Consider the following 23,052-nt stretch of genomic DNA (forward strand, 5'->3'; position numbering starts at 1 on the left):
GAACATCAAACGCTCGATCATCGAGACCGAGTTCCTGCCCGAGGCCGAGGCCTACAAGCGCGAGATGGAACTCGGCATGGAAGTCATGTCGAGCAAGGATGCTCGCGAAGGTCCGCGGGCTTTCCTCGAAAAACGCAAGCCCAACTATACCGGCAAATAGGTTTCGGCCTGAGGTCCGAAGCCTAGAGGTTCTCGTAGCGGCCGAGGTCAAAGAGCCCGGCCGCGGTTGGCTGACGCTGGCGGAAATCCTCGACAAACCAGTCCATCGTGGACCAGAAGTCTGGGTCCGTGCGGCGTACGCCCCAGCGGTCGACTACCGCCTCCAGACTCGTGGCATCCGTAACGCCCATCAAGGCATCGCGAAACTCGATCAGCTCGGTGTGATCCACATCGAATGCGAAGTTCGGGTAGCTGCCCAGATAGCCGCGGACCAGAGTCACGGTATCGTCGGCAGGGACCAGCCGCTTATCTTCGTCGAACATATAGGCCACGTTGGTATGCGCCAGGTTATGCACCAGCGTGTAGGTGATCATTGTGTCACCGTTGCGCACGCGGAGGCGGCTTACTTCCGGAAGCGGCGCGATCCAAGGGCCTTTGACACCAGCAAGAGGCTCGAGAATTGCATCAACGCCAACCTCGAACGCGGTAGCACCTGGCGATGAGCAGGGGATGGCATCACATCGGTTGAGCCGGTCGGGGCCGCCGGCGACGGCCCCGTTATAGGCGAGGATCTTTTCGAGCAGCTCGATTTTCACATCGGGCTTGCTGAATTTCAGAGCGCTTGGGCGCGTATCGAGCAACTCGTCAGCCCATCGGTAGTTCAGACTGTCGGTTGCACCGATATACCACGAGGCATGGACCTCCTTGCGCCGGCTAGCGGGCAGAAAATCAAGGAAGTTGTTCTCGCCCTGCATCCGCAGATGGTCCATATAGAGGCGCGTGGCCGCCTGATGGGCGACATTCCCAAAGACGTCAAACCCGGCCACCAGATCGTAATAGATACGCTCGAAGATCGGGTAATCGATCACCCAGGCCGTCTTGGGCCACCCGCCCGTCCAACCCTGAATCACCGTGGCATTATTCCAGTGCCGGAAGATCGTCAGCATGGCGTTGGGATTGGTGCCATCACCGTCCCATAGCGCATCCAGCCCTGCTCCATCAGGATACGCCTTGTCATAGTAACGATTTCGCAATTTTAGATAGTCGCGTTGCTCATCGGTATATTTGAGAAAGAACTCACCCGGGACGAGCTTGCTGAGATACTCGGCCGGCAGGTTCAAATCCTCCTGCGCCTCGCGCAAAAACTCCGGCCGAGTCACCGACAAATCGGCGTCCGGATCGAGGAATGCCACAAAGAAATGATCCTCGATCACGTTGACAGCGATCTGCCCGCGACAGACCGGGCCACGGATGAAGGTCATCACAAAATATTGCGCATCGTCCAACATATATTGATAACGCGCGCGTACCGGGATCTCGGCGTAAGTGATAAAAGGATTGCTGGCCAACTCGGGTTCGTAGCTGGGAAACTTCGTCGGGGTCCACGGCGCACCATAGAACAATTTCTGAAGACGCTTCATCCGCGCGTCTCCGAACTCATATAGAGTATGGGTCTTGTGCAATATGGTTCCTTCAACCGGACGAAGGCGGTACCAGAACTGATCGACCTCGGGTGGATCATAGGGCCGGCGTGAGGCGATCTCGACGACCGGCTGGCCTGGCGGCGTCGTCGAGCGCACCACCCGAAAAAACGGACCTTCGGGCAGATCATCGAAATAGACGTGCGCCAGAAACCAATGCTCATAGAGGTAGCGATTCACGATGCGCTGGCGGAGCGAATCACCGTTAAGAAATTCCTCCCATGCAGCCACTTCTTCGGCGGCGCGAGCCGGCATTTCGCGGGCCGCAGGAGCCGTCGGCGAACCAGCATCCAGCCAATCCGACAGAGTTTTCATCTCGCCATCAGCCAACGGTGCCATCCCGTAGGGCATGCCCCAGAGAGGGTGCTCCTTCATATAGTCCGGGAATTCGTCGGGGGTCGGGCACGAAAGCGCATGATCGATACCAACCGGGACGGCATCCGGTAATTTCTTGCCCGGCGCAAAGGTATGGGCCGCGCCCAGATCCAGCATCAGTCTCACCAGGTTGCGATCATGCGACTCGTCCAGAATTGAGTAAAAACCTTTTTCACGCCATTCCGGGACAGTCTGCGCATCCACAAACAAGCGCGTCGGATCGGCCGGAAGCAATCGTTCGCCGTTGTAGACCACAACTTTGCTGGCCCCGCGTGCGAGGCCCTGCGGCGCGCTCATCACAGCTTGACAAGGAGCATCGTAGCAGCCGTGACAAACCGCACAGCGAGCCTCGAAAACCGTTTGTGCATTCGCCCACGTCGTTGACGATGCTTCAGGAAGCACCGAGCGAGCCGACGCCACCGTTGAAGGTGTGGGTCGGCTGGCCAAAGAAGGATCCGACGACTGGCATGCGGCAGTACTCAGGCAGAACAGAACCGCGACACCATAGAATCGAAGAAACGGAGGGCGCACCTTGGGCATGGGATTCTCCCCTACCCGCAATCGGTGATTTCTGCCACTGCTCCACACCAGACGCGGACCGGCTGCTTCAAGGTGCGCCTCCTGCCCCCGAAGTTATCAACAATCGCAAACGAATCGCGTGACAGGCTGTGCGGGGGTGTGCAAGCAAGGCCTTCGTTGGTGGCAGCCCTCGTCCTTGCTAGACCGGTTCTTGGAGGCAAGCCGTGAATCTGAAATACAACGAAACTTATCAGGAATTCCGCGAGGAAGTGCGAGCGTTTCTCGAGCATAACTGGACTCCGGAGGACGTCGCGTCCAACCCGGTCGTCAACGAACTCAAGCGTGGGCTGGGTGGTGGGGCTCGTACCGATGAACGCGCGACGGAATTCCGTCGCGCCGCGGTCGCAGGCGGTTACCTCTACCGGCACGTACCCCGCGCCTACGGTGGCAGCGAGCAGCGCCCCGACCCTTTGAAAGCGACGATCATCGCCGAAGAATTCCATGGTGCGAAGGCTCCCTACGAACTATCCAACCAGGGCCCCGCCATGCTCGTCCCCACCCTGCTCGCCCACGGCACCGAGGAGCAGAAAGAAACCTATATCGAGAGCACCCTGATGGGCCATATCCGCTGGTGTCAGGGTTATAGCGAACCCGGCGCCGGCTCGGACCTGGCCGCACTCCGCACCTCGGGCGTTTTGGACGGAGATGCCTGGGTCGTCAACGGCCAGAAGATCTGGACCTCGAATGCCGCCGACGCCGATATGATGTTCGCGTTGATACGGACCGAGCCCGACGCACCAAAACACGACGGCATCACCTATATGCTGATCGACATGAAATCGCAGGGGCTCGACATTCGCCCCCTGCGCCAGATGGACGGCGAAGCTCATTTCAATGAAATCTTCTTCGACGACGTGCGGGTTCCCCGAGATTCGATCGTCGGTGATCGCGGGAACGGATGGAAGGTCAGCCGTTCCACGCTGAAGGCCGAGCGCGCGCTCATCGGAAATGCTTCGATGCAACGCCGCACTCTCGACGGGGCCGTGGCTCTGGCCCAACTCACGGAGGTGCGAGGGCGCAAGGCCATCGAAGACCCTGCCATTCGCGAGAAGCTGGCCGATCTCGATTCGCGGGTATGTGCAGCCGAATTCAACGGATATCGACTGCTGACCGCGGGCCATCGCGGAGAGGACCCCGGCCTCGCCGGGCTGGTCACCAAATTATACGCATCCCAGCTTTCCTACGATATTGCCATGCTCGCGCTGGAGATCTCCAGCGATCGCGCAATGCTCGGTCAGGGCGAACCGGCCGCACCCTTCGACGGCATGATGATGGGCAGTTTCAATGGAGCCTTCATGCTGGCCCTCGGAGGCGGTGCCCCCAATATCCAGCGCAACGTCATCGGAGAACGCGGTCTCGGTTTACCCCGCGACCTGCGTAAATAGGAGTCAGTCATGGATTTTGGAATCTCCGAAGATCAGGTCCTGCTCAAGGATAGTGTTCGAAAATTTCTCGAAGCCGAGTGCCCGACGACAAGGGTCCGCGAGATCATGGAAAGCGATACCGGCCACGATGCAACTCTCTGGCAGGGGATTGCCGAACTTGGCCTCACCGCACTGCCTATCAGTGAAGAATTCGGTGGGGCAGGATTGGAAGTGCTGGACCTGGCCCTGATCGCCGAAGAACTCGGGTTCGCCTGCATGCCCGGGCCATTTCTCGGCAACGCACTGGGCACGATCGCCCTGCAGGCGGCCGATCAAGGGGAAGCCAAAAGCCACTGGCTGCCAAGGATCGCTTCGGGGAAGGCGATCGCGACGTATGCCGCCGGCGAAAAGGTCGGGGTGTGGGAAGCTGGAGATTTCGAGGTTCGTTTTTCCGGAGGCAAGCTCTACGGAGAAAAACCTCTGGTGCCCTTCGCAGCGATCGCCGATATCCTGATCGTCGCGGCACGCGACTCGCAAACAAATGCACCGGACCTGTTTCTCGTCGAGCGGGCGGCGGACGGAATGACGACGCGAGAGTTGATCGGCAACGATATGACCCGGCGGGTCAGCACGGTTCACTTCGATGGCACCGAAGCCCTGGCAATCGGCGGCGGCAAGGCGGCTATTGATCGCGTCCGTGACACCGCACTTGTCCTGATTGCCGCGGATGCCTTCGGAGGAGCCACTCGCTGCATGGAAATGACCCGCGACTACGTGATGATCCGCGAGCAATTCGGGCAGACCATCGCTCATTTCCAGGGGATCAAACACCAACTGGCCGACCTCGCGACGGATCTCGCCCCCACCTGCTCACTTTGGTGGTATGCGGCGCATGCCATTGACCATATCGAAGATCGGGCGGCCCATACCGCGGCACTCGCCAAAGCCCGAATTACGGACCTTTTCGACGAGATGGGGCGCAAGGGAATCGAGCTGCACGGCGGCATCGGCTTTACGTGGGAACACGATATCCACTTATGGGTGCGCCGCTCCCTTTTCGACAGAGCCTTCTTTGGCGAGGCCTCCTACCATCGGGCCCGAGCCGCCGACCTGCGCGGCTGGTGATGCGATGATCGAGAGACACCATTATTTCAAACTCAAGGCTGAGTTCGCAAACCCGTCGGGACGCCGCGAACTCGCGGCAAAGCTTGCGGCGGGCTTGCCGGGTCTGCCTGGCGTAGAACAGGTCGTCGTCGGGCTCCCGGCCGACGATGAGGCTCTGGTCTGGGACGTTTCGCTGCGACTGGACTTTGCATCGCTCGAGGCGATCGCCGCCTACCGCGAGGACCCGGCCCACCGAGAATTTGTCGCAGCCGAGGTCGCGCCCAAGATCGAGATCAAGAAGGTCTGGAATTTCACGCGGGTCGAGTAGCCACCGCCGAGATTCGACCAGCAGCGTCTGTATAGACATTCATCCGGCCCGCACGAAGAAAGCCAATCAGGGTCATATCGATCTCGACGGCAAGATCGATTGCCAAACTCGAGGGCGCGCTGATCGCGCAGAGCATCGGGACTCCCGCCCGTCCCGCCTTCTGTACGATCTCAAAACTCAACCGACCCGACACCAGAAGAATTCCCTTCGACAGCGGCAGTCGACCCAAAAGCAACTCGTGGCCCAGAACCTTGTCAACGGCATTATGACGACCCACGTCCTCGCGGAGCACCTGCAATTCCCCGGAGGCGGAAAAGAGCGCCGCAGCATGAAGGCCGCCCGTGGTTGCGAAAGCCCCCTGCTCGGCCAGCATCCGTTCCGGCAGGTCCTCGAGCACGGACGGAGGCACGAGAGGCCCCTCCCCCAAGCGAGACAGCTGCTGGCGGATCCGATCAATGGATTCCTTTCCACATAGCCCGCACGAGCTCGACAGAAACATCTCTCGTTTGGCGCGACCAACGCGAGACGGCTGCCCGGCCGCGGTTTGGGCCAGTTCCAGCTCGACGATATTGCCCCAGGTTGCATCCGCACAGGGGCGCACGGCTTCGAGATCCTCGGGGTGGTCCACCAACCCCTCGGTCAGAGCAAATCCCGCCGCAAGCTCCTCGTCATGCCCCGGTGTGCGCATCGTGACCGCCAGAGATTCTCCCGCCACGCGAATCTCGAGTGGCTCCTCCGTGACGACGCTATCGCGCGAAAGCTCCGCGACAGCGTTCTGGTAGCGCACGATTGGGTGCGTTCGTGTCGGTGGAAAGGACATCCTCGCCGTAACTTATGCCAGAAGATTCCCGGGGATCACAGCTGGCCCCGGAAGGGCTCCAAGGTGACCGGCACCAACTTTGAGTTTGGTGTGCGGCTGCGTCGGGCAAAGCTGCCGGACGATACGAGCGGGTTCAATTCGGGAAAATATCCCGCCACACAGCCCACCGGAATATCGTAGACAACCGCCCGAAAGCCCTCGACGCGACGATTCTCGTCGTCGCCGTAATGGCTGATGATTTCGAGGAGATCCCCATCGGCCAAACCGCGCGTCGACAGATCGAAGGCCGAAACAAAAAGGACCTTTCGGGTGCCGAAGATTCCCCGATAGCGATCGTCATCCGTGTAAACCGTGGTGTTGAATTGGTCGTGAGAGCGAACTGTCATGAGACGCAACTGGCCTTCCGGCAGAGATTGGTCCGGAATCGGGGCCGCTACAAATGTCGCCTTGCCAGCGCTGGTATTCCACAAGCGATCACGTGCGCTATTGCCGAGATAAAACCCTCCCGGTTCGCGGATCCGCTCATTGAAATCATGGAAGAGTTCGGGCAGGACCGCAGCGATCGCGTCTCGAACGCGCGCATAATCTCCAACCAGATGCTGCCAATCGATATGGGCGAGCCGCGGCGTTGCCCCCGCCATCCCGGCCACGATCGCCGGCTCCGAAAGCAATTCGGAGGAAGCCGGCAGATTACGCCCGCGAGAGGCATGCACCATGCTCATCGAGTCCTCGACCGTGACTTCCTGCGGTTGGTCTCGCTGCAGATCGAGTTCGGTGCGGCCCAGACACGGTAAAAGATACGCGGTCCCGCCAACGGCGAGGTGCGTGCGGTTCAGCTTCGTGGCCACAAATACGTTCAGATCACTGCGCCCCAGTGCCGCAGCCACCCTTGGCGAGTCCGGAGTTGCTGCGACAAAATTCCCCCCCATCGCGCAAAAGAAACGAACTCGGTCCGCTTGCAGCGCCTCGATCGTCGCCACCGTATCGAAGCCCGGCGCCGTCGGCGGCGCGAAATCAAAATGACGCGAGAGCCCTTCGAGGAAACTCGGCTTGGGCTCGTGGTCGATTCCCATGGTCCGGTCACCCTGAACGTTGCTATGCCCACGCACCGGACAGGCGCCGGCGCCGGCCCGCCCGATATTCCCGCGCAGCAGGAGCAAATTTACGACTTGCTGAATGGTCGCGACCGCATGGGGCTGCTGCGTGAGCCCCATCGCCCAGCACGCGATCACCCGCTCGCTGCGGGCATAGAGATCCGCGACTTCGGCCAACGCCTCCGGCGGTAGACCGGACTCCCTTTCGATCTCGTCCCACGTCGCGGCATCGATCGCCGCAAGATAAGCCGAAAAGCCCTCAGTATGGGCATCGACAAATGTGTGGTCCACGACCGTGCCCGGGGCTGCCGCCTCACGCTCGAGAAGGATCTTCGCCAGGCCGGTCAGTGCCGCAAGGTCGCCACCCACCTTGACCTGCAGATAGTGCGTGGAGATCGGCGTTGCCCCACCCGGCAACATTTCCAGGGGGTTCTTCGGATGAGCAAACGCAACCAACGCTGCTTCCCGCAGCGGGTTCATCGAGACAATCGACGCACCACGGGCACGGGCGGCCTGCAACTCGGTAAGCATCCGCGGATGATTGGTGCCCGGGTTCTGGCCCACCACAAGAATGAGATCGGCGTGATCGAAATCTTCCAGAGTCACCGTCCCCTTGCCGATGCCGAGAGACTCCGTGAGGCCCACGCCACTGGACTCGTGACACATATTCGAGCAATCCGGGAAATTATTGGTCCCCAGAGAGCGCCCGAGAAGCTGATAGAGAAAGGCAGCTTCATTGCTGGTGCGACCCGAAGTATAGAATACAGCCTCGTTCGGGTTCTCCAGAGATTCGAGGGTCGCGCCAATCTCGCGGAAAGCTTCTTCCCAGACAACAGGTACGTAGCGATCGCTCGCCGCATCGTACCTTAACGGGTGGGTCAGCCGCCCCTCGGCCTCAAGCGCCCGGTCGCTCCAGCCGCGAAGTTCCGCTACTCGATGATCGGCAAAAAAAGCCGGCGTGGCGCGCTTGCTCGTCGCCTCGAAGGAGACTGCCTTGGCGCCATTTTCGCAGAACTCTAGCCGCGAAGCGCGCGCAGGCTCCGGCCACGCGCAACCGGGGCAATCAAAACCGTCGGGCTGATTGATCGAGAGCAGAGCCCGCGCTCCGGAGGTTCCTCCGTCGTCGGCCAGCCGGCGGGTCGTCGCCAACAATGCCTCGGCCCCGCCTGCCTGCCCCGGCTTTTTCCTTACTTGGCCATTTGCCATTGCCAGCATTTTCGCATGCTCAGCGCTGCGCGCAAAGCGGAGTTAATCGACAATCACCACAGGTACTTGCGGCGGCGGGTGACGCTCCTCGAGAAGACGATGGATTCGGGCGGCCAGGGCACGATGCTCGCCAACCGCATCCTTGCGCAGCACGTTGGAGTTGACCACCACCGCATACCGCAGTTTCGGGGACCGGCGTATCGACTCGACGATGGCAATCGAGTTCATGAAATTCCATTGATTGCCGGCATAATTCCGACAGACGAAGCCCTTCTCCGGTCGACATTTATAGAGCGAACCCGATTTGTAAAAGACTGCTGACTCATCGAGTTCGGGGCTTGAGGCATATCGAATCCGGTGCTCGGTCAGATAGAGCAATTTCTTGATCTGAGCGCTCGACCAGGGGTCGACCAGCCGACCTTTCTCCATCGCCACGAGCAGGTCCATCCATGCCCGACTCGAGGCCCAACTCTTGCCGCCGGGCACCCGCGCACGCCCCTCGCGCGTAAAGAAACTGCCCTGCCGCAATTGCCCCGGATTCAAACCACTTCGTCGCAGCGAGTCCTGCAGAACTCGCACCAGATCGGCGCGCAGCTCGGGGGCCGAGGTGTCGTCATAATACGCTTCCGCCTGCTCGACCGACACCGGATAGCCCTTGCCGAAATGCTGCAAAAGCATCGCCTGCTGCAGGACGACCGAACCCGCCGCATTCGAACTCGGCGACATCATCCAATCGAGCCACGTCCAAAGGTTCGCAGCGTCGCTTTCGACAATCGGGCGGCGCTCGATCGCCTCGTCTCCGAATGCCCAGAACGGTACCTCATGGTGGTCCCGACGGATAAAGCTGCTGGCGGCAACGACGGTGTCGAAAAGGACCTTCTGCCGCGCGCCGAGATCTCCGGGATAGGCGTCCGCCAGTGCTTGGAAAAAACCGACCGCGACCAGCACCTTGCCCACGCTCGCGGGGTTCATCATGCGCTCTTCCTGATGGGCGGCGTAGACCGGCTCGGCAGGATCGGTCAGATCCAGAACCGCGACGCCATAGCCCGAGGCATCTGCGCCGAGAACTTCCACGAGAGATGCCGAAAATTCGTCATCCACCGCCGGGATCGCAAAATCCGGTTTATCGGTCAGGGAAAGCCCGATACTCCGGGTCGCCAGCATGGCCCCAAACGGCAAAACTTCACCGTCTGAATTCTGCTGCGCAATTCGATAGGCCTCAAGACGGACAATCCCGGTGTCCTCGTATCCATCGAGAGGATAGGCCCCCACAGATGCCGGGCCACCGACGAAGCCGAGGAGAGTCACGACATAAAGAAGAAGGGGGAATCCAGTTCGCAAGAACCACATTCCCCCTCCTCTCATGACTGAACGTCTCTGGCTACCTGGATCAGGGCACAATCGACTTGACGGATTCCGGCAAGTCCCGGGCGACCTGAATGATCGGTATGCCCACCTGCGTATTGGCATGCATTTCATCAAGCGCCCGCGGCAGCTCCTCGAACGGATAGATCTCCGAATGGATCGTCGGCTTGAAGACCGAGCCGTAGAGCTGGGTCGCCGCCTCGCATCCCACCAATGTCTCATAGTGAGTATGGTCGAGAGTGAGCTGCTTTACCGAAGCACCCGCCGAATCGTAGGTGATCGATTTGGAGAGCTGCCAGCCAGCGCTCACGTTCACGCCGGCACGCGCCGAGGCGGCCACGCCAGCCGGCCACACCGGGCCACGGAGCATATCGCAGACCACATGCATGCCGACCCCGCCCGTCCGCACCTTGACCTCTTTGGAAAATGCTTTCACATCATCGCGCGAGGCGAAGCGGTTGAAGGCTTTCTGGTCGATGGACTCGATACCCAGCTTCTCCAGGGCAGCGCGACGCTCGGCAGAACCGGAGCAAAAATAGGCCTTATGCCCCTCATGCTTGGCCATCATCAGGAAAAGCTCGGAAACTCCGCCACCAAAGCCCAGCACATTCATCTGCGCACAATGCTCGCGGGTTGCCTTGACGCGGAAGATTCCCTCCGCGCGCCGCCATAGGTGATAGGCGGTAGGCGCGCGCAGCGGCAGGGCTGCGATTTCCCATAGATTCAATCCGCAATCCAGCGGCGCATGGATCAGCTGCCAGTCCTCGACTTGCGCTTCTTCGCCGTACCAACCAATAGAATCGGGGGCGTCATACGCCCAGATCCGCAGAGGATAACCATATTCGTCGGGACCACCATTACAGTGGGTAATCACGATATCGCCGGCCTTGAATTTGGTCACTTCCGAGCCGACGGCCGTGACCTCGCCCAGAGCAGAGTTGCCCGGATAGATCTTGCCGCCGCGCAGTTTGGTGATATCTACCGTATCGGCCAGTGCCGCATGGGCGATATTATGTTCGAGTGAAACCGCAAGGATTTTCAGGCGAACATCGCGAGGCCCCGTCGCCGGGATCTCGAGCTCATCGAGCTTGAGGATATCGGAGAGATTAACTTCTTCGTAGTTTCCGCCGGTACGTTCTTTTTCCGCCGCGACGGCGTCTGCCGTTATCGCATATGCACGAGCCATGATTCTGCCTTTCGCTGCCCTGGTGGGGTCGTTTGGGGTATTCCTACCAAGCGAAGTCTCGGCTCTCCAATCGGCCAGATTATCGTTCTTGGCCGGAGTAGCGGTCGGCCTCCCGGAACCTTAGGATTTCAGCAGAAGGGAGCGCTTCGACCATGAACTTCGGATTCACAGAGGAACAGGAACAATTACGAGAGAGCGCGCGACGCTTTCTCGACGATCGGTGTCCCATCACGGAGACCCGGAAATTAATGCTCGCGGAGGAGGCTTTTTCGCCCGAATTATGGGCAGAAATCACCGCACTCGGCTGGCCCGCCATTCTGGTTCCCGAAGCGCAGGGAGGCCTCGGCCTGCACTGGCTGGAAATGGCCGTCCTCCTCGAGGAGACCGGACGGACGCTGGCCCCCTCCCCGCTTCTGGCAACCGCGCTGGCCACCGCCACAATTATCGACGCCGGGTCCGAGGAGGCACGCGACCGTTGGCTGCCGGAGATTGCCGCTGGCAACCGAACCGCCACGCTGGCTCTGCTTGACGACGTCGATGCGCCCGAAACCGCCAGCATCACCCTCGAGGCACAGGCCGACGGCGATGGCTTCCGACTCAGTGGCATGCGCGATTTCATTCTCGATGCCGGACAGGCCGATGTCTTTGTCATCGCCTTCCGCCGGCCGGATGCCGCCGTCCAACTGGCCGTGGTCGAAAAGAGCCTCAGTGGCGTGTCCGCCTGCAGTTTCCCCACCGTCGACCCGAGCAAAAGGCTGGGCCGTCTCACGCTCGACAACGTCGTGCTGACGTCAGAGATGCTTCTCAGCGACGGGATCCTCGCCGAACAAGCGGTTGCCCGCGCATTGGATCGCGGCGCGGTTGCGGTCTGTGCGGAGAGCATCGGTGCGGCCGAAAGCGCGCTCAACCTTCTGGTCGAGTATGCCAAAACCCGGATGCAATTCGGCGCTCCGATCGGGAAGTACCAGGGCGTCAAACATCCGCTGGCGGAGATCTTTGTCGACATCGAGTCCTTTCGATCTCTAACCTATTACGCCGCATGGGCGATCGACGAGAGCCCTGAGGAGCTCCCGCGACAGGCATCGCTGGCCAAAGCCTACGTCAGCGACGCAATGGCGAGAATCGGGATTGACTCGGTTCAACTCCATGGAGCCATCGGCTATACTGAAGAATATGACGCGCAACTCTTTCTGAAAAGGGCCAAATGGGTTCGGCCCGCCTTTGGCGATGCCGATTGGCACTACGAACGCGCAGCTGCACTGGGAGGCCTCTGATGGATTTCAAATTCACCGAAGAAGAAGAATCGTTTCGCCTGGAAGTTCGGGAATTTCTCGACGCCAATCTGCCGGCGGATGCCAAAAAGAATGACCTGGCATTCATTCAGGAATGGGATCGCAAGGTCCGCGACAAAGGCTGGGTCGGCTACACCTGGCCCAAAGAGGTCGGCGGCGGCGGCGGGACCATCGCCAAACAGGTCATCCTCAAAGAGGAGATGTCTGCCCGACGAGCGCCAGCACTGGGCTCCTGCTTCATGGGGCTGGCGTGGGTAGGACCCGGCATCATCCAATACGGGACCGAGGAACAGAAAAAGCGCTTTATCCCCGACATCCTGAACTCCGAATATCAGTGGTGCACCGGTTATTCGGAGCCCAACGTCGGCTCGGATCTCGCCGCCCTGCAATGTCGCGGCGAACGAGAGGGAGACGAGTATATCGTCAACGGGCAAAAGATCTGGACCAGTGGCGCTGTCTGGTCAAAATGGATGATTCTGCTGGTGCGCACCGACCCCGACGCCCGAGTCAAGCACGAAGGCATCACTTGCCTGCTGGTTCCCATGGACAGCCCGGGCGTGGAAGTCCGACCCATCCAGAACATGGCCGGCTATTCGATGTTTGCCGAGGTCTTTTTCAACGACGTGCGTGTCCCGGTCGAAAATCGACTCGGCGACGAGGGCGAAGGCTGGCGTGTGACGATCTCCGCGCTTGCCAACGAACGCTCGGGCATCGCCGAGGTCACCCAGATGACCCGCAAGCTCGAAGAACTCAAGGCACTCGCCAAGCGAAGCCGCCGCGGCGGTCGCCCCGCACCCGAGGACCATCAGGTCCGGCGCAGACTTGCGCGCTTCGAGGCGCGGATCGAAGCCATGCGACTCAACGGATTGCGTTACCTGACCAAACAACTCAAGGGAGAAAAGCTGTCGAGCGAAACCTCGGTCAACAAATTGCACCGTGCCGAGTTGGAGGTTGAGATGGGAGACTTCGCACTCGAGCTGCTCGGCGCGGCCAGTGGGTATTTCCCACGCTCCGAGGCCGCACCTGACGGCGGACGGTGGCCATTCCAGGCACTGAACTGGCCGGAAGTGGTGATTGGCGGCGGCACCCCCAATATCCAGAAAAATATCATCAGCGAAAGAATTCTGGGGCTGCCCAAAGACTAGGAGACACTATGCAGACGATGCAGGGGATTCGTGTAATCGAGGTGGCCGAGTGGACGTTTGTTCCTGCGGCCGCCACCGTGCTTGCCGATTGGGGCGCGGAGGTTCTCAAAATCGAACATCCGGAGCACGGTGACGGTATCCGCGGCCTGATCAGTTCGGGCATCGTTCCGGGCGCGGCCGGCGCCAACTTCTTCGTCGAGCAACAGTTTCGCAATAAAAAAAGTGTCGGGATCGACATCTCGACTGAAACCGGTCGAGAGATCCTCTACCGACTGGTCGAGAAAGCCGATGTCTTCATTACCAGCATGCTTCCCGACGCTCGGGAACGCTTCGGCATCACCTTCGAGGATATCCGCAAGGTGAACCCCAAGGTCATCTACGCCAAGGGCACCGGCTATGGGCCCAAGGGGCCTGACTCCAGACGCGGCGGCTATGACGGCCTCTCCTTCTGGATGCGGGGCGGTCCGGCGGCTTCCATGACGACGCCCGGTGAGCCCTTCGTCATGCAGCGCCCTGCCTTCGGTGATTTCACTGGTGGCATGTTTATCGCCGGCGGGATCGCCAGCGCACTCTTCCACCGAGAACGCACCGGGGAAGCCGTCGAAGTCGATGTATCGCTGCTCGGACAGGCCTGCTGGATGCTTTCCCCCGATATGGTGGCCTCGATGCTTTATGGCGCCGAGTTACCCAAAGGCAACTTGCTTGGCGCGCCCAACCCGCTGGTCGCACCCTACGAATGCGCCGACGGAAAACACCTGCAAATCATGATGCTGCAAGCGGAAAAATTCTGGCCCCAGTTCCTCGACGCGATTGAACTCGCTCATATTCTCGAGGACGAGCGCTATGACACTCCGGAGAAACGAGCGGCCGCCAGCCTTGAGCTGCACACCACCTTGACCGAACATTTTCGCACCCGGGACCGAGCGGTCTGGATGGCAGCGCTGCAGCCTACGGATTGTATCTTCGGCGCGGTTCAATCCCCACTCGAAGTCGCGGAGGACCCGCAAGTAGCCGCCAACCAATACATCCTGCCCGTCGACCATCCCGAATACGGGGAGATCCGGCTCACCTCGAGCCCCGTGCAGTTCGGTGGCGAGCCCGTCGAGATCCGGAATGCGGCTCCCGAGGTCGGTGCCGATACGGAACTCACTCTGGTGGACCTTGGGTGCAGCTGGGATGAGATCGCTGCATGGAAAGAGAAGAACGTCATCTCCTGACAGGTTTCCGGGGGCTTGAGCCAGAGGGGGCTGGAGGGTGCATGGGGGTGCAAACATCTGCCATCTTCCCCAGTACCGGCAGGGGTTTCGGTGTGTGACAAGATCCGAAATAGATGTGCAGGAGATTGATCCCCGGCTCGAGATTTTAATCAAAACTGCGATCCCGGGCGCGGGTCCATCTCGACCTCTACCGTCCGCCCTGACGCACAAACGCCGCGCCAGCCCGCTTGGTCATCGGGGCAACGCGGCGTTTGGAGACACCGATTTGTATTCGTCGTCGTTTCCCAAAAAGCCCGCTGGTATGGGCCGGCCGAGGTGGCCCTGTTTCGTTACAAAACCCCTCCGCCGGTAGGGTTTTTCGATAATGTTTGTGGGTTGACCGGAAAGAATCCATCGGGGAAAAAGGAGGTTCTGATGCTCGTTTTTGTCCTGTTTTTCCTCCTTCTTCTCGATGGCCGTGCCGAGGCGGAACCCGCGCAAGACTGGTCCTCCTTCGTACAGGAGGTCGCCTCCGGTCTGGTCGAGGCTGGAGAGAAAATGAGATCCGAGGACTTCACCGAGACAGGACTCGCCCTGGGGCAGGTAACGCCCTGCCTACCCGGGTCCGATGAGGCGATTCTGTCGCCGGAAGCGCGGGCCCTTTATCCGGGAGTTCTGCGAAGACTCAAAGCCCTGCGCGACCTTCCACCTCGGGAGCCGCCTCAGGCCCCTCGGAGTAAAGGCGAGGCGTGGCCCGAAGCCGAATGCGTCCTGGCCAACGCAAGCAATGGGAACTGGATAGAGGCCCGTCGCGAACTGGATGCGCTCGCGGGCTTTGCGGAGTCTCTGGCTCTGCTCGAGATGTACTGCCAGCGACCACAGGTGCGAGAGTTCGGCGTGGAATCCGTTCAGTTGCAGGTGCATGCACGGTGCCACTCCGATGAGACACCCGACTACACGGAGGGGTCCGGGCATATCGAATTGGGCGAACCGGTCGCGGTAATTCGATGGCCTCGGGCCGCCAATTGCATCGAAGCCTGCAGCACCCTTGAAACCTTGCAAGTCCTGCCGACGGAGCTACTGGCCGAATTGCAGGAAAACTGGCTTGGCTGCCAAAAGGACGGCCTCATTAATGCGAACTATGCGCGGCTGGCCTACCTGCGAGACGAGCTCGATGCATTGACCGAGGACCTCGACCTTCTGATCGAACTCCAGACAGAAAGTGCCCTGCAGGTCTGGGGAGGCACTCGCACCGCGGTGCTCTACCTCCCGGAGTCATCCGGGGGCAGGCTCGAGACGATCGCCTCTCTGGTGCGGAACGCAATCAACGAGACAGCGGCGGCAGGGTACATTGTTTCGCCGCGCATCTACGACCACCTCGACGAAGCAGATCGCAAAGCCTCAGCCGGTGCCTTCAAGGATGCCTACGACCTCTACCGGGAGGCCTATCGTGAAGCGACGGCAGGCTCTCAGAGGAGGCTTCGTTAAAATGAACCGCCTGATTGCCAGCCTGGCCTTCATCCTGGCGCCGATTTTCGTCAGCATATCGGCAGAAGCAGCGGTCGATCCGCTTCTCGCGGCAGAGGCCCGACGCCATCTTGAAGCAGCGGCGCTCTACCAGGAAGATATCGCCGCCATCCTGAACCAACCGACGTTGGCCGAAGAAGCGAATCAGGCCGCCGCACAGGCTGCCGCGCTGAGCGATGAAGAGCTTCATGAGCTTCTCGATCTTTCACCAGGCCGAGGCTCAGCTCTGGTGCAGTTGCGCTGGGCCGCAGAAAAGTATCGAAAAACGAGAGACGGGTTGCATGCCTTGCGATCGACCGAACCGAGCGATGTCTCCGAGACGGACTGGCCGGAAAAGCAGTGTCCAATTGATGGCGTTCAGGGAGAGGACGGATCCTGGACCGCATACACCAGTTTGATCGGTACAACTCTGGTGGCGCTGGAAGCCTATCAGGCGATCGCGTCCGCCTGTGAGGCGGTCACGATCGAACCGATCACAGTTGACCGCCCTTTCCGTTTCGAAGGAGATCAAAGAGAGGTGGAAACCTGCAGTATCCGAGTTGTGGGCTTTATCGTCCTCGATATCGGTGACTGTCAACTGATCATGGAAGGCGACACCTGGGGTCGCGGCGGAACCGTCAAGGGAGGTGCATTGCTCCCGGTCACCGTCGCCGGTGGCGCAGCGGCGTGTTCGGCTGCCAAGGCATTGGTGGTCACCTCGGAAAAGACGCAAGAATATCTGGACCAGTACCTCGAATGTTGGGATTTCGGCACCGCCGAAGCGAACTATGAACGTCTCGGCGTAATCCAGGACGAGATTACTCAGGTGCGCGAAATGTCCGCGGGGATTCGGCGGCTCATTTTCGAGCATACACTCGCCGTCCGCGGCGGGAGTCGCCCCTCTGCGGCCTATCTGCCGGCGACCTTCGACGGCTTCCTCGAAGAGACTCGCCGCACCGTGGAGACCGCTGTCGAAGGCACCTCGGAACTTGGTTACCGAATGCGGCCGGGCATCGAAAAATATATGAATGATGGCGACAGCTACCGTGATGTCGGGGAAGTGAAGCGCGCGTTCGACCGATATCGGAAGGCATTTCGTCTGGCCACGCGCAGTTCGAATACGCCACCAGTCTCGGCACCTGGCTCCGGCAAGGGGGATCGACCATGAAAGTTTGGTTCTCCCTGAGGCTTCTCATGGCAAGCCTCTTGCTCAGTTTGATGCCCGGCGTCGGCGACGCCGACGACGAGGCAGACGCGTGGCCCGATGCTTCGTGCGAGTTGGCCGGAACTCAGCCCAGCACCAATTGGACGGCACTCATGGCGGTGCAAGGCACCCTCGATGCTTCCGATCTGGCGATGCTGCTGGCCTGCGCGGAAGAAGGAGCGATCAGGGCGTTGCCGGTGGTTTCGGACGGTTTGCGGATTTCGGGGCGTTGTCCGCGGGATCAGGACTTCCGGGAAATGTTCTGCGACGACGAGGGCGGTCGAGGCGTGCACTGCTGGGGCCAGGTCGACAATGACCTGACGGTCGACTGGAAGGGTGCTTCGAGTGAGGAAGCAGAAGCCGAGGCGAAGGCGGGTCCGGGCTGCAGTGTGGCGCAGGCGGCCTTTACCGCGGCCTGGTCTGCCCCGCCCCTGCAACGGGCTTGGTTGGACTGCTGGACGGCAGGCTACCTCGATTCGTCCTACGAACGACTGGAAACCCTCCACGAGCAGAGCGAGGCGCTGGTGGACGACATGACGCTCATTTTCGACATCTATCTCGAGCAAAGCCTGCATCGCTACGGCGGGAGTATGCCGAGCTCATTGTACCTCCCCGAATCGATGGGCGGGGACCTGGAAACCGTCGGAGCGCTCGTTGACAGTATTGCCGAACGAACCGAGTCGGCTGGCTACGTTCTTTCTCCTGATGTCGACGATGCCCTCAACAAGGCAGGCGACGCTCTCGCAGCCGGCAATAACAAGGGTGCGGTTCGGTTCTACCGCCTCGCATACGACAAGATCACCGTGCAGTCGACATCCCTGGCGACCGAGGCAAGCCCATGAAACGGCTTCTCCTGAGACTGTCCCTTGCATTGCTCTTCGCGGCCTACCCGGCAGCCGGCCATGCAGATTTGACCGGTGAGCCGGCTCAGGTTCGCGAGCGAATGCATGCAATTGCCGAACACGTTGCCTCCTTTGCCAATCGGTTCGGGGTTTCCTCAATGGAAACCGACGCTCTCGGCCTGGTTTCGGAGTGGGAGACAATTGATCCCGACGTTCTGGCGGCCATTTGGCCAGAGAGCGGTAACCTGTCCGGCCTGCAAAGCCTCGAAAATACCGAGACCGCATTGCGCGACCTGCTCACGCAGGTCGATGCCGAGGCGAAGAATCACGACACCGAAAAATCGGCCCCGGGAGACCCGGATTGGCCCGAGAAATCCTGCGAATTGGGCTTGGCATGGGCCGGTCGCTGGAGTCTCTCCATGGGCCTGGCGGTCGCCCATAACTCCCTCGAGACAGTCGCCGCAGGCCTTAAATGGAAGTGCGACAAGATCGAGATCTCGAAAATCGGATTTCTCCCGGAGAAGGAAGTGATGCCCTTCGGCTTCGGCGATGCGGGGGACCGAGGGCGAGAAGAAACCTGCCGGGCCACCATGGAGGACGGCAAGGTGGAAGTTCCGCTGCACAGGTTTTCGGGGCATGGACTGCTGGTGGAAGGCGGCGAAGGTGGCTCCCTGAGCAAAACCATTCCCGGGCTGGAACGGGCCTGCTCGACGATCGAACATACCGCTCATGTTGTCGGACAGCTTGGCACCTACGCGGACATCGTAGGTGGGTGCTGGACACAGGGAACGGCGATCGCCAACAATGGACGTCTGACCGTGGTCAGGGACAAACTGGCCGAAGTACAAGATCGACTAGTTACGCTGCAGCGCCTGGTCGTCGAAGGCAATCTGGCCGTTCGCGGGGGTCTGCGCACGGGCTCGCTATACCTGCCCTCCGAGGAAGAAGGCGCTCTCGACTTGGTGCGCGGGTATACGCGAGAGGCCATCGATCAGACCGAGGCTTCGGGCTACCATATGAAGCCAGAAATTCAGAAGCTCTGGTCACAGGCGGAAGCCTTTCGCGCAGACGGAAATTACAAGCTTGCCTACGACCGATATCGCGCGGCCTACTCACGGGCGACGGTGAAGTCCTTCAAGCAGCTGGGAACCCCCTCGAACTGATCCTGAACGGCAGGCGGTCGCCCGATCGCCTTGGTGGGGCTACCAGGAAAAGGTCTGGCCCCCGTTGGCTCGCATGATCGTACCCGTCGTCCATCGCGCCGCATCCGAGGCGAGATGCAGGAGGATATGCGCCTGGTCTTCGGCTTCGCCGACTTCACCGAGCGGCGAGCGTGCTCTCATTCGTTCAACGAACTGGTCGTAAGCCTCCCGATCGAGTGTTCCGTCTTCGCGATGCATCCGCCACGTGGTGAACTTTGTCATTGTAGCGCCGGGGCAGAGCGCGTTGACCCGGATGCCATAAGGACCAACCTCGGTTGCCAGGGTCTTGGTCAACATGGCAACAGCGGCCTTGGTGATTGCGTAGAGACCGATGCCGGGGGTGGGCGAATCAATCGCACCGGAGGAGACGTTGATGATCGATCCCCCTGTTTCATTGCCCTTCATGGCGGGGATCGCCGCGCGGCATCCCCAGATTACGCTGCGAAGGTTGAGAGAAAGAGCTTTCTCGAGCTGGTCGTCGGTGATTTCCTCGATCGTCCCCGGGGACATCGCTCCTGCGATATTGCACAGGATATCCAGTTGCCCGTACTCGTCGACAGCGCGCTGGATGAGGGCCTCGACGGCACTGCGGTCCGTCACGTCGGTCACCTGGGTCACCCCCGCACTTGTCTGGTTGACCCGCCCAGCCGTGACCTCGAGGCCTTCGGCGTCGATGTCGCCGAGCACGATACGAGCTCCGGCCGCCGAGAGAAACTCGGCTGAACGCTGCCCGATACCGCTGGCGGCACCGGTGACAACAGCTACTCGACCCGAGAGGTCATAGGCCTTCATGGGAGATGCTGCAGGGTTTTCTTGCACGATCGGTCCTTTCCTGTGACTTGCGCGAAGGCCTCGACTCGCTGTGCGAGGCCAGTGTGTTGAGGGAGAAGCCTAACCGTAGCAATCGGCGGCGACAACTTTTCATAATTTGATGGCGCAAGCGTTTGCCGCATCAAGCGCATTCTGCGGCGCCGGGGGAAACAGGAAGATTTCCAGCGGCGCCGCTGGGCGGAAGCGCTCTCAGGTGTGCAGGTCCCAGGACGGAGAATCGGCCACGGACTTTGGTACAAAATTCCAGCGTTCCCGTAGTCCCTCGAGCGGTTCATTTGCCACCGAGAAGAAGTCGAACAGATGGTAGGTATCAAAGGTGCACTCGCGCCCTCGACGTAGCGCGTCCGCGACCCTCTCCGTCCCTCCCGGTGTTTCCAGAACGTGGTCCTTGTGAAGACCCGTCAGTGCGCTGGGCATGATGCCGCCCTGATAAAAGGCGAGTTGCCCGGCAATGAACGTGAGCGCCGCACCCGGATCGTCCGTTGTTGTCATACGAAAGGCGCCGACCTCAACCTCGCCCATCGGGCTGGTGCCATAGTCGCATAGGACATGGACCCAGTCGTGATGTGACTCGGCCTTGCTGACCGCACCCGGGGTCCCCGGGTACACGAAATTGCGCTGATCGTAGAAGTCCCAGACGCCTCGGCCCAAACTTCCGGCCGGACAGTGTTCCAGAGCCGCCCAACGCGCAGTCTCGCCCGGATCGGCGGTAATCGTCAGCGCGAAAGCTCGGGCACCGTTTGCTTCAATGAGGGCCGAGAACGCGGGATCAATCTCCGCGCAAGCACCCCAAAAGCCATTACGGTAGAGGTCGAATTGCGCTCGGGCCTGGGCGCCCTGAGCAAGCTCGCGGGCGACGGCCAGGTCAATCCCGTTCACACCAAGGTCAGCTGCCCAGCGATCGATCGAGTCGCTCAGTTCCGCCGGGATCTCGTGGAGGCAAAGCTCGCAGATGAGCATCAGATCAATGATTTCGCGGCGTTCTGCGGCATTCGGGAACGCCGAGGCGACTTCCTCAGCTGTCGTGCCGGGAAGATTACGAAAGTCCTCATCGAAGTTGAAGAGCGCTGAGAAGATCGCGCCCAATAACCGCGGCTGGACATCCAGGGCCCAACCTCTCTCCCGGCAAGCTCCGACGATAGCGGCGGCCAGCACCGGCACTTGAGATGTCTTGATGTGTTTGAAGAACATCATCGGATTCTACACAGCCGACGTCCGCCCAGGGTAGGTCGTTTGAAGATTTATTACCTTGGCCTGCCGCGCCAATCCCAGCCCCGTTCCCATCCCCGGATCGCACATCTTGAGCCTCGGGACGAACACGGTGAAACCTCTCTCGGCGCCCACCCAAACGAAAAAAGCGTTGCCCGGTGACAATGCTCACATCAATAACATCGGGTCGCTCGAGGGCTTGCGCGGGCTCGCTTGCCTGTCGGTGGTGTTCAGTCATGCCGGCAATCAAGGCTTGTTCTATTCCATCAAGAGCACCGGCCAAATGGGCGTGATACAATTATTCTCGCTGTCGGGTTTTCGGATGAGCTGACGGTAGGAAACATGAAGGCCCTTTTTGCCCAGAAGGCGCTCTATTCGTCCATCTCGGTTTTGCCACCGGCAGCATTTCCCGCCCTTCCCGCCCGTGGCGGTGCCGCTGGGCGGCTGCCTGCCCGGAGATCTGGACCGACTCGCACTGCGTCGTTCGGGACACCGAGGAGGCCTCCAACTTCGCTATAGTCCGAGCCGTGTCCACGCCCCGCCTCGCCACGCCCGGCACTTGGTTTCTGGGCGACCACCCCAAGGCCCGCCTGATGGCCCTCTGGAACCCGCGCAGCTTTCGCCTGTTGCAACGCACCCGCGTGCATCTCTCGCCGCTGGTGGACGCGACCACGCCGGCTGCCTGCCGCCACCTGAAAGGTCGCGGCGGCGTCAAGGGCGCGGTGCGCTCGGTCTATCGCGCCTTGCCGCGGGCGCGCTTTGTGGCCCGCTTCGACATCCGGTCCTATTACGAGAGCCTGCGCCATGATGTGGTGCTGCGCCAGATTGCGGTGGCCGGCGCCGATGCGGCCTGCCAGTCGGTGGTGGGCGATTATATTCGTCTGCCGGACCGGCTCGGTAGCGGACGCGGGATCGTGGCGGGCAGCTTCCTCTCGCCGCTGCTGGGCGCGCTGTATCTGGCACCTCTGGACCGCGCGATGGAGCAACGCGTGTCGCAAGGCCGGCTGGTTTCCTACGTGCGCTATATGGACGATTTCGTCCTGCTGGCACGCACGCGCTGGCAGCTGCGCCGCGCGATCGCGGAGGTGCATGCCGTGACCGGCCCGATCGGCCTGCGCATGCACCCGGACAAGCGTTTCATCGGGTCGCTATCACGCGGCTTTGATTTCCTCGGCTACCAGTTCCATCCCGGACGCAAACTTCGTCCCTCCGGTGTGAGTCACCGTCGACGGCAAGAGCGTGCGCGCCGGGCGCATGGGCAGGGAGGCGATCGGCAACGCCTTCGGCTGTACGTGTTGCGCTGGTGGCGGTGGGTTCACAGCGAATTGGGCGAGGGCCGCAGCGCATTGGTCAGCCGACAAGGAGGGTACGAGCGCACCTGGTCCCAGGTACGGATCCATCTCGACCTCCACCGTCCGCGTGCACGCACAAACGCCGCGCCCAGCCCGCTTCATGAGCAGGCCGCACGCGGCGTTTGGAGACATCGATTTGTGTTCGTCGTCGTTTTTCAAACAGCCCGCAGGTGCGGGACGGGCGAGGTGCGCCTAGTCACTCACAGGCCGTA

19 protein-coding genes are annotated in these 23,052 nt (G+C 60.8%); 12 read left to right on the forward strand and 7 right to left on the reverse strand.

The annotated features are described in order from the left end of the window. Window positions 1-182: 182 nt before the first annotated feature. Window positions 183-2,555 (reverse strand): fatty acid cis/trans isomerase, encoded by a 2,373-nt coding sequence (locus tag P8K07_00535; GenBank protein MDG1957007.1) that lies wholly within the window; start codon window positions 2,553-2,555, stop codon window positions 183-185. 203 nt (window positions 2,556-2,758) lie between these two features. Between P8K07_00535 and P8K07_00540 the strand changes: the two genes are divergently transcribed. The 3 genes from P8K07_00540 to P8K07_00550 are packed head-to-tail and all read left to right on the forward strand — an operon-like array spanning window position 2,759 to window position 5,390. Further along, window positions 2,759-3,979: an acyl-CoA dehydrogenase family protein gene (locus tag P8K07_00540; GenBank protein MDG1957008.1), complete on the forward strand. Its 1,221-nt coding sequence runs from the start codon at window positions 2,759-2,761 to the stop codon at window positions 3,977-3,979. A 9-nt stretch (window positions 3,980-3,988) separates the two neighbouring features. Next, window positions 3,989-5,083: an acyl-CoA/acyl-ACP dehydrogenase gene (locus P8K07_00545; GenBank protein MDG1957009.1), complete on the forward strand. Its 1,095-nt coding sequence runs from the start codon at window positions 3,989-3,991 to the stop codon at window positions 5,081-5,083. A gap of 4 nt (window positions 5,084-5,087) precedes the next feature. Then, the gene (locus P8K07_00550; protein MDG1957010.1) at window positions 5,088-5,390 is read left to right on the forward strand and encodes a Dabb family protein; all 303 of its coding nucleotides are present in this window, start codon (window positions 5,088-5,090) and stop codon (window positions 5,388-5,390) included. Here P8K07_00550 and fdhD read toward each other — a convergent pair. The 4 genes from fdhD to P8K07_00570 are packed head-to-tail and all read right to left on the reverse strand — an operon-like array spanning window position 5,374 to window position 11,061. After that, window positions 5,374-6,210, reverse strand: a complete 837-nt coding sequence (gene fdhD, locus P8K07_00555) for a formate dehydrogenase accessory sulfurtransferase FdhD (GenBank protein MDG1957011.1) — start codon at window positions 6,208-6,210, stop codon at window positions 5,374-5,376. The two genes, P8K07_00550 and fdhD, sit on opposite strands and share 17 nt — an antisense overlap. Window positions 6,211-6,245: 35 nt before the next feature. Then, window positions 6,246-8,510, reverse strand: coding sequence for an FdhF/YdeP family oxidoreductase (locus P8K07_00560; protein MDG1957012.1), 2,265 nt, complete (start codon window positions 8,508-8,510; stop codon window positions 6,246-6,248). Between the two features lie 42 nt (window positions 8,511-8,552). After that, window positions 8,553-9,860 carry a serine hydrolase gene (locus P8K07_00565; GenBank protein ID MDG1957013.1) on the reverse strand — a complete coding sequence of 436 codons (1,308 nt, stop codon included), beginning with the start codon at window positions 9,858-9,860 and terminating at the stop codon, window positions 8,553-8,555. A gap of 40 nt (window positions 9,861-9,900) precedes the next feature. Continuing rightward, the gene (locus P8K07_00570; GenBank protein MDG1957014.1) at window positions 9,901-11,061 is read right to left on the reverse strand and encodes a hypothetical protein; all 1,161 of its coding nucleotides are present in this window, start codon (window positions 11,059-11,061) and stop codon (window positions 9,901-9,903) included. Between the two features lie 152 nt (window positions 11,062-11,213). On the opposite strand from P8K07_00570, the gene P8K07_00575 reads away from it, so the two are divergent. The 7 genes from P8K07_00575 (at window position 11,214) to P8K07_00605 (ending at window position 19,409) form a co-directional block, all read left to right on the forward strand. After that, entirely contained in the window at window positions 11,214-12,335 is a 1,122-nt protein-coding gene (locus P8K07_00575) for an acyl-CoA dehydrogenase (protein ID MDG1957015.1), read from the forward strand. Then, window positions 12,335-13,498: an acyl-CoA dehydrogenase family protein gene (locus tag P8K07_00580; GenBank protein MDG1957016.1), complete on the forward strand. Its 1,164-nt coding sequence runs from the start codon at window positions 12,335-12,337 to the stop codon at window positions 13,496-13,498. The genes P8K07_00575 and P8K07_00580 overlap by 1 nt, the downstream gene beginning before the upstream one ends. A gap of 8 nt (window positions 13,499-13,506) precedes the next feature. Next, complete coding sequence (locus P8K07_00585) at window positions 13,507-14,715, forward strand: CoA transferase (protein ID MDG1957017.1); 1,209 nt, start codon at window positions 13,507-13,509, stop codon at window positions 14,713-14,715. Window positions 14,716-15,129: 414 nt separating this feature from the next. Beyond that, window positions 15,130-16,182 (forward strand): hypothetical protein, encoded by a 1,053-nt coding sequence (locus P8K07_00590; GenBank protein ID MDG1957018.1) that lies wholly within the window; start codon window positions 15,130-15,132, stop codon window positions 16,180-16,182. Window position 16,183: 1 nt separating this feature from the next. Beyond that, the gene (locus tag P8K07_00595) at window positions 16,184-17,368 is read left to right on the forward strand and encodes a hypothetical protein (GenBank protein ID MDG1957019.1); all 1,185 of its coding nucleotides are present in this window, start codon (window positions 16,184-16,186) and stop codon (window positions 17,366-17,368) included. Next, the gene (locus tag P8K07_00600; GenBank protein MDG1957020.1) at window positions 17,365-18,246 is read left to right on the forward strand and encodes a hypothetical protein; all 882 of its coding nucleotides are present in this window, start codon (window positions 17,365-17,367) and stop codon (window positions 18,244-18,246) included. Before P8K07_00595 ends, P8K07_00600 begins: the two co-directional genes overlap by 4 nt. After that, entirely contained in the window at window positions 18,243-19,409 is a 1,167-nt protein-coding gene (locus tag P8K07_00605; GenBank protein ID MDG1957021.1) for a hypothetical protein, read from the forward strand. Before P8K07_00600 ends, P8K07_00605 begins: the two co-directional genes overlap by 4 nt. 39 nt (window positions 19,410-19,448) lie before the next feature. On the opposite strand, the gene P8K07_00610 is transcribed toward P8K07_00605, so the two are convergent. Both P8K07_00610 and P8K07_00615 read right to left on the reverse strand, forming a co-directional pair. Beyond that, a complete protein-coding gene (locus P8K07_00610) occupies window positions 19,449-20,267 on the reverse strand; it encodes an SDR family oxidoreductase (GenBank protein MDG1957022.1) in 819 nt (272 codons plus the stop codon). 201 nt (window positions 20,268-20,468) lie between these two features. Next, window positions 20,469-21,473 carry a hypothetical protein gene (locus P8K07_00615; GenBank protein MDG1957023.1) on the reverse strand — a complete coding sequence of 335 codons (1,005 nt, stop codon included), beginning with the start codon at window positions 21,471-21,473 and terminating at the stop codon, window positions 20,469-20,471. A 106-nt stretch (window positions 21,474-21,579) separates the two neighbouring features. Here P8K07_00615 and P8K07_00620 point away from each other — a divergent pair, with 106 nt between their 5' ends. Together P8K07_00620 and P8K07_00625 are read left to right on the forward strand one after the other, a co-directional pair. Continuing rightward, the gene (locus tag P8K07_00620) at window positions 21,580-21,819 is read left to right on the forward strand and encodes a hypothetical protein (protein MDG1957024.1); all 240 of its coding nucleotides are present in this window, start codon (window positions 21,580-21,582) and stop codon (window positions 21,817-21,819) included. 196 nt (window positions 21,820-22,015) lie between these two features. Further along, window positions 22,016-23,052, forward strand: a 1,037-nt coding sequence (locus tag P8K07_00625) for an RNA-directed DNA polymerase (GenBank protein MDG1957025.1), incomplete at its 3' end; no start/stop codon positions are given.

It is taken from the genome of Candidatus Binatia bacterium (assembly GCA_029248525.1).
In the GTDB taxonomy this organism is placed as follows: domain Bacteria; phylum Desulfobacterota; class Binatia; order UBA12015; family UBA12015; genus UBA12015.

Bases quoted from the DNA above. Each gene is read 5' to 3' on its own strand.
- P8K07_00535 (MDG1957007.1), bottom strand. From the start codon at position 2,555: ATGCCCAAGGTGCGCCCTCCGTTTCTTCGATTCTATGGTGTCGCGGTT.
- P8K07_00545 (MDG1957009.1), top strand. From the start codon at position 3,989: ATGGATTTTGGAATCTCCGAAGATCAGGTCCTGCTCAAGGATAGTGTT.
- P8K07_00550 (MDG1957010.1), top strand. From the start codon at position 5,088: ATGATCGAGAGACACCATTATTTCAAACTCAAGGCTGAGTTCGCAAAC.
- fdhD (MDG1957011.1), bottom strand. From the start codon at position 6,210: ATGTCCTTTCCACCGACACGAACGCACCCAATCGTGCGCTACCAGAAC.
- P8K07_00560 (MDG1957012.1), bottom strand. From the start codon at position 8,510: ATGGCAAATGGCCAAGTAAGGAAAAAGCCGGGGCAGGCAGGCGGGGCC.
- P8K07_00565 (MDG1957013.1), bottom strand. From the start codon at position 9,860: ATGTGGTTCTTGCGAACTGGATTCCCCCTTCTTCTTTATGTCGTGACT.
- P8K07_00570 (MDG1957014.1), bottom strand. From the start codon at position 11,061: ATGGCTCGTGCATATGCGATAACGGCAGACGCCGTCGCGGCGGAAAAA.
- P8K07_00575 (MDG1957015.1), top strand. From the start codon at position 11,214: ATGAACTTCGGATTCACAGAGGAACAGGAACAATTACGAGAGAGCGCG.
- P8K07_00580 (MDG1957016.1), top strand. From the start codon at position 12,335: ATGGATTTCAAATTCACCGAAGAAGAAGAATCGTTTCGCCTGGAAGTT.
- P8K07_00585 (MDG1957017.1), top strand. From the start codon at position 13,507: ATGCAGACGATGCAGGGGATTCGTGTAATCGAGGTGGCCGAGTGGACG.
- P8K07_00590 (MDG1957018.1), top strand. From the start codon at position 15,130: ATGCTCGTTTTTGTCCTGTTTTTCCTCCTTCTTCTCGATGGCCGTGCC.
- P8K07_00595 (MDG1957019.1), top strand. From the start codon at position 16,184: ATGAACCGCCTGATTGCCAGCCTGGCCTTCATCCTGGCGCCGATTTTC.
- P8K07_00600 (MDG1957020.1), top strand. From the start codon at position 17,365: ATGAAAGTTTGGTTCTCCCTGAGGCTTCTCATGGCAAGCCTCTTGCTC.
- P8K07_00605 (MDG1957021.1), top strand. From the start codon at position 18,243: ATGAAACGGCTTCTCCTGAGACTGTCCCTTGCATTGCTCTTCGCGGCC.
- P8K07_00615 (MDG1957023.1), bottom strand. From the start codon at position 21,473: ATGATGTTCTTCAAACACATCAAGACATCTCAAGTGCCGGTGCTGGCC.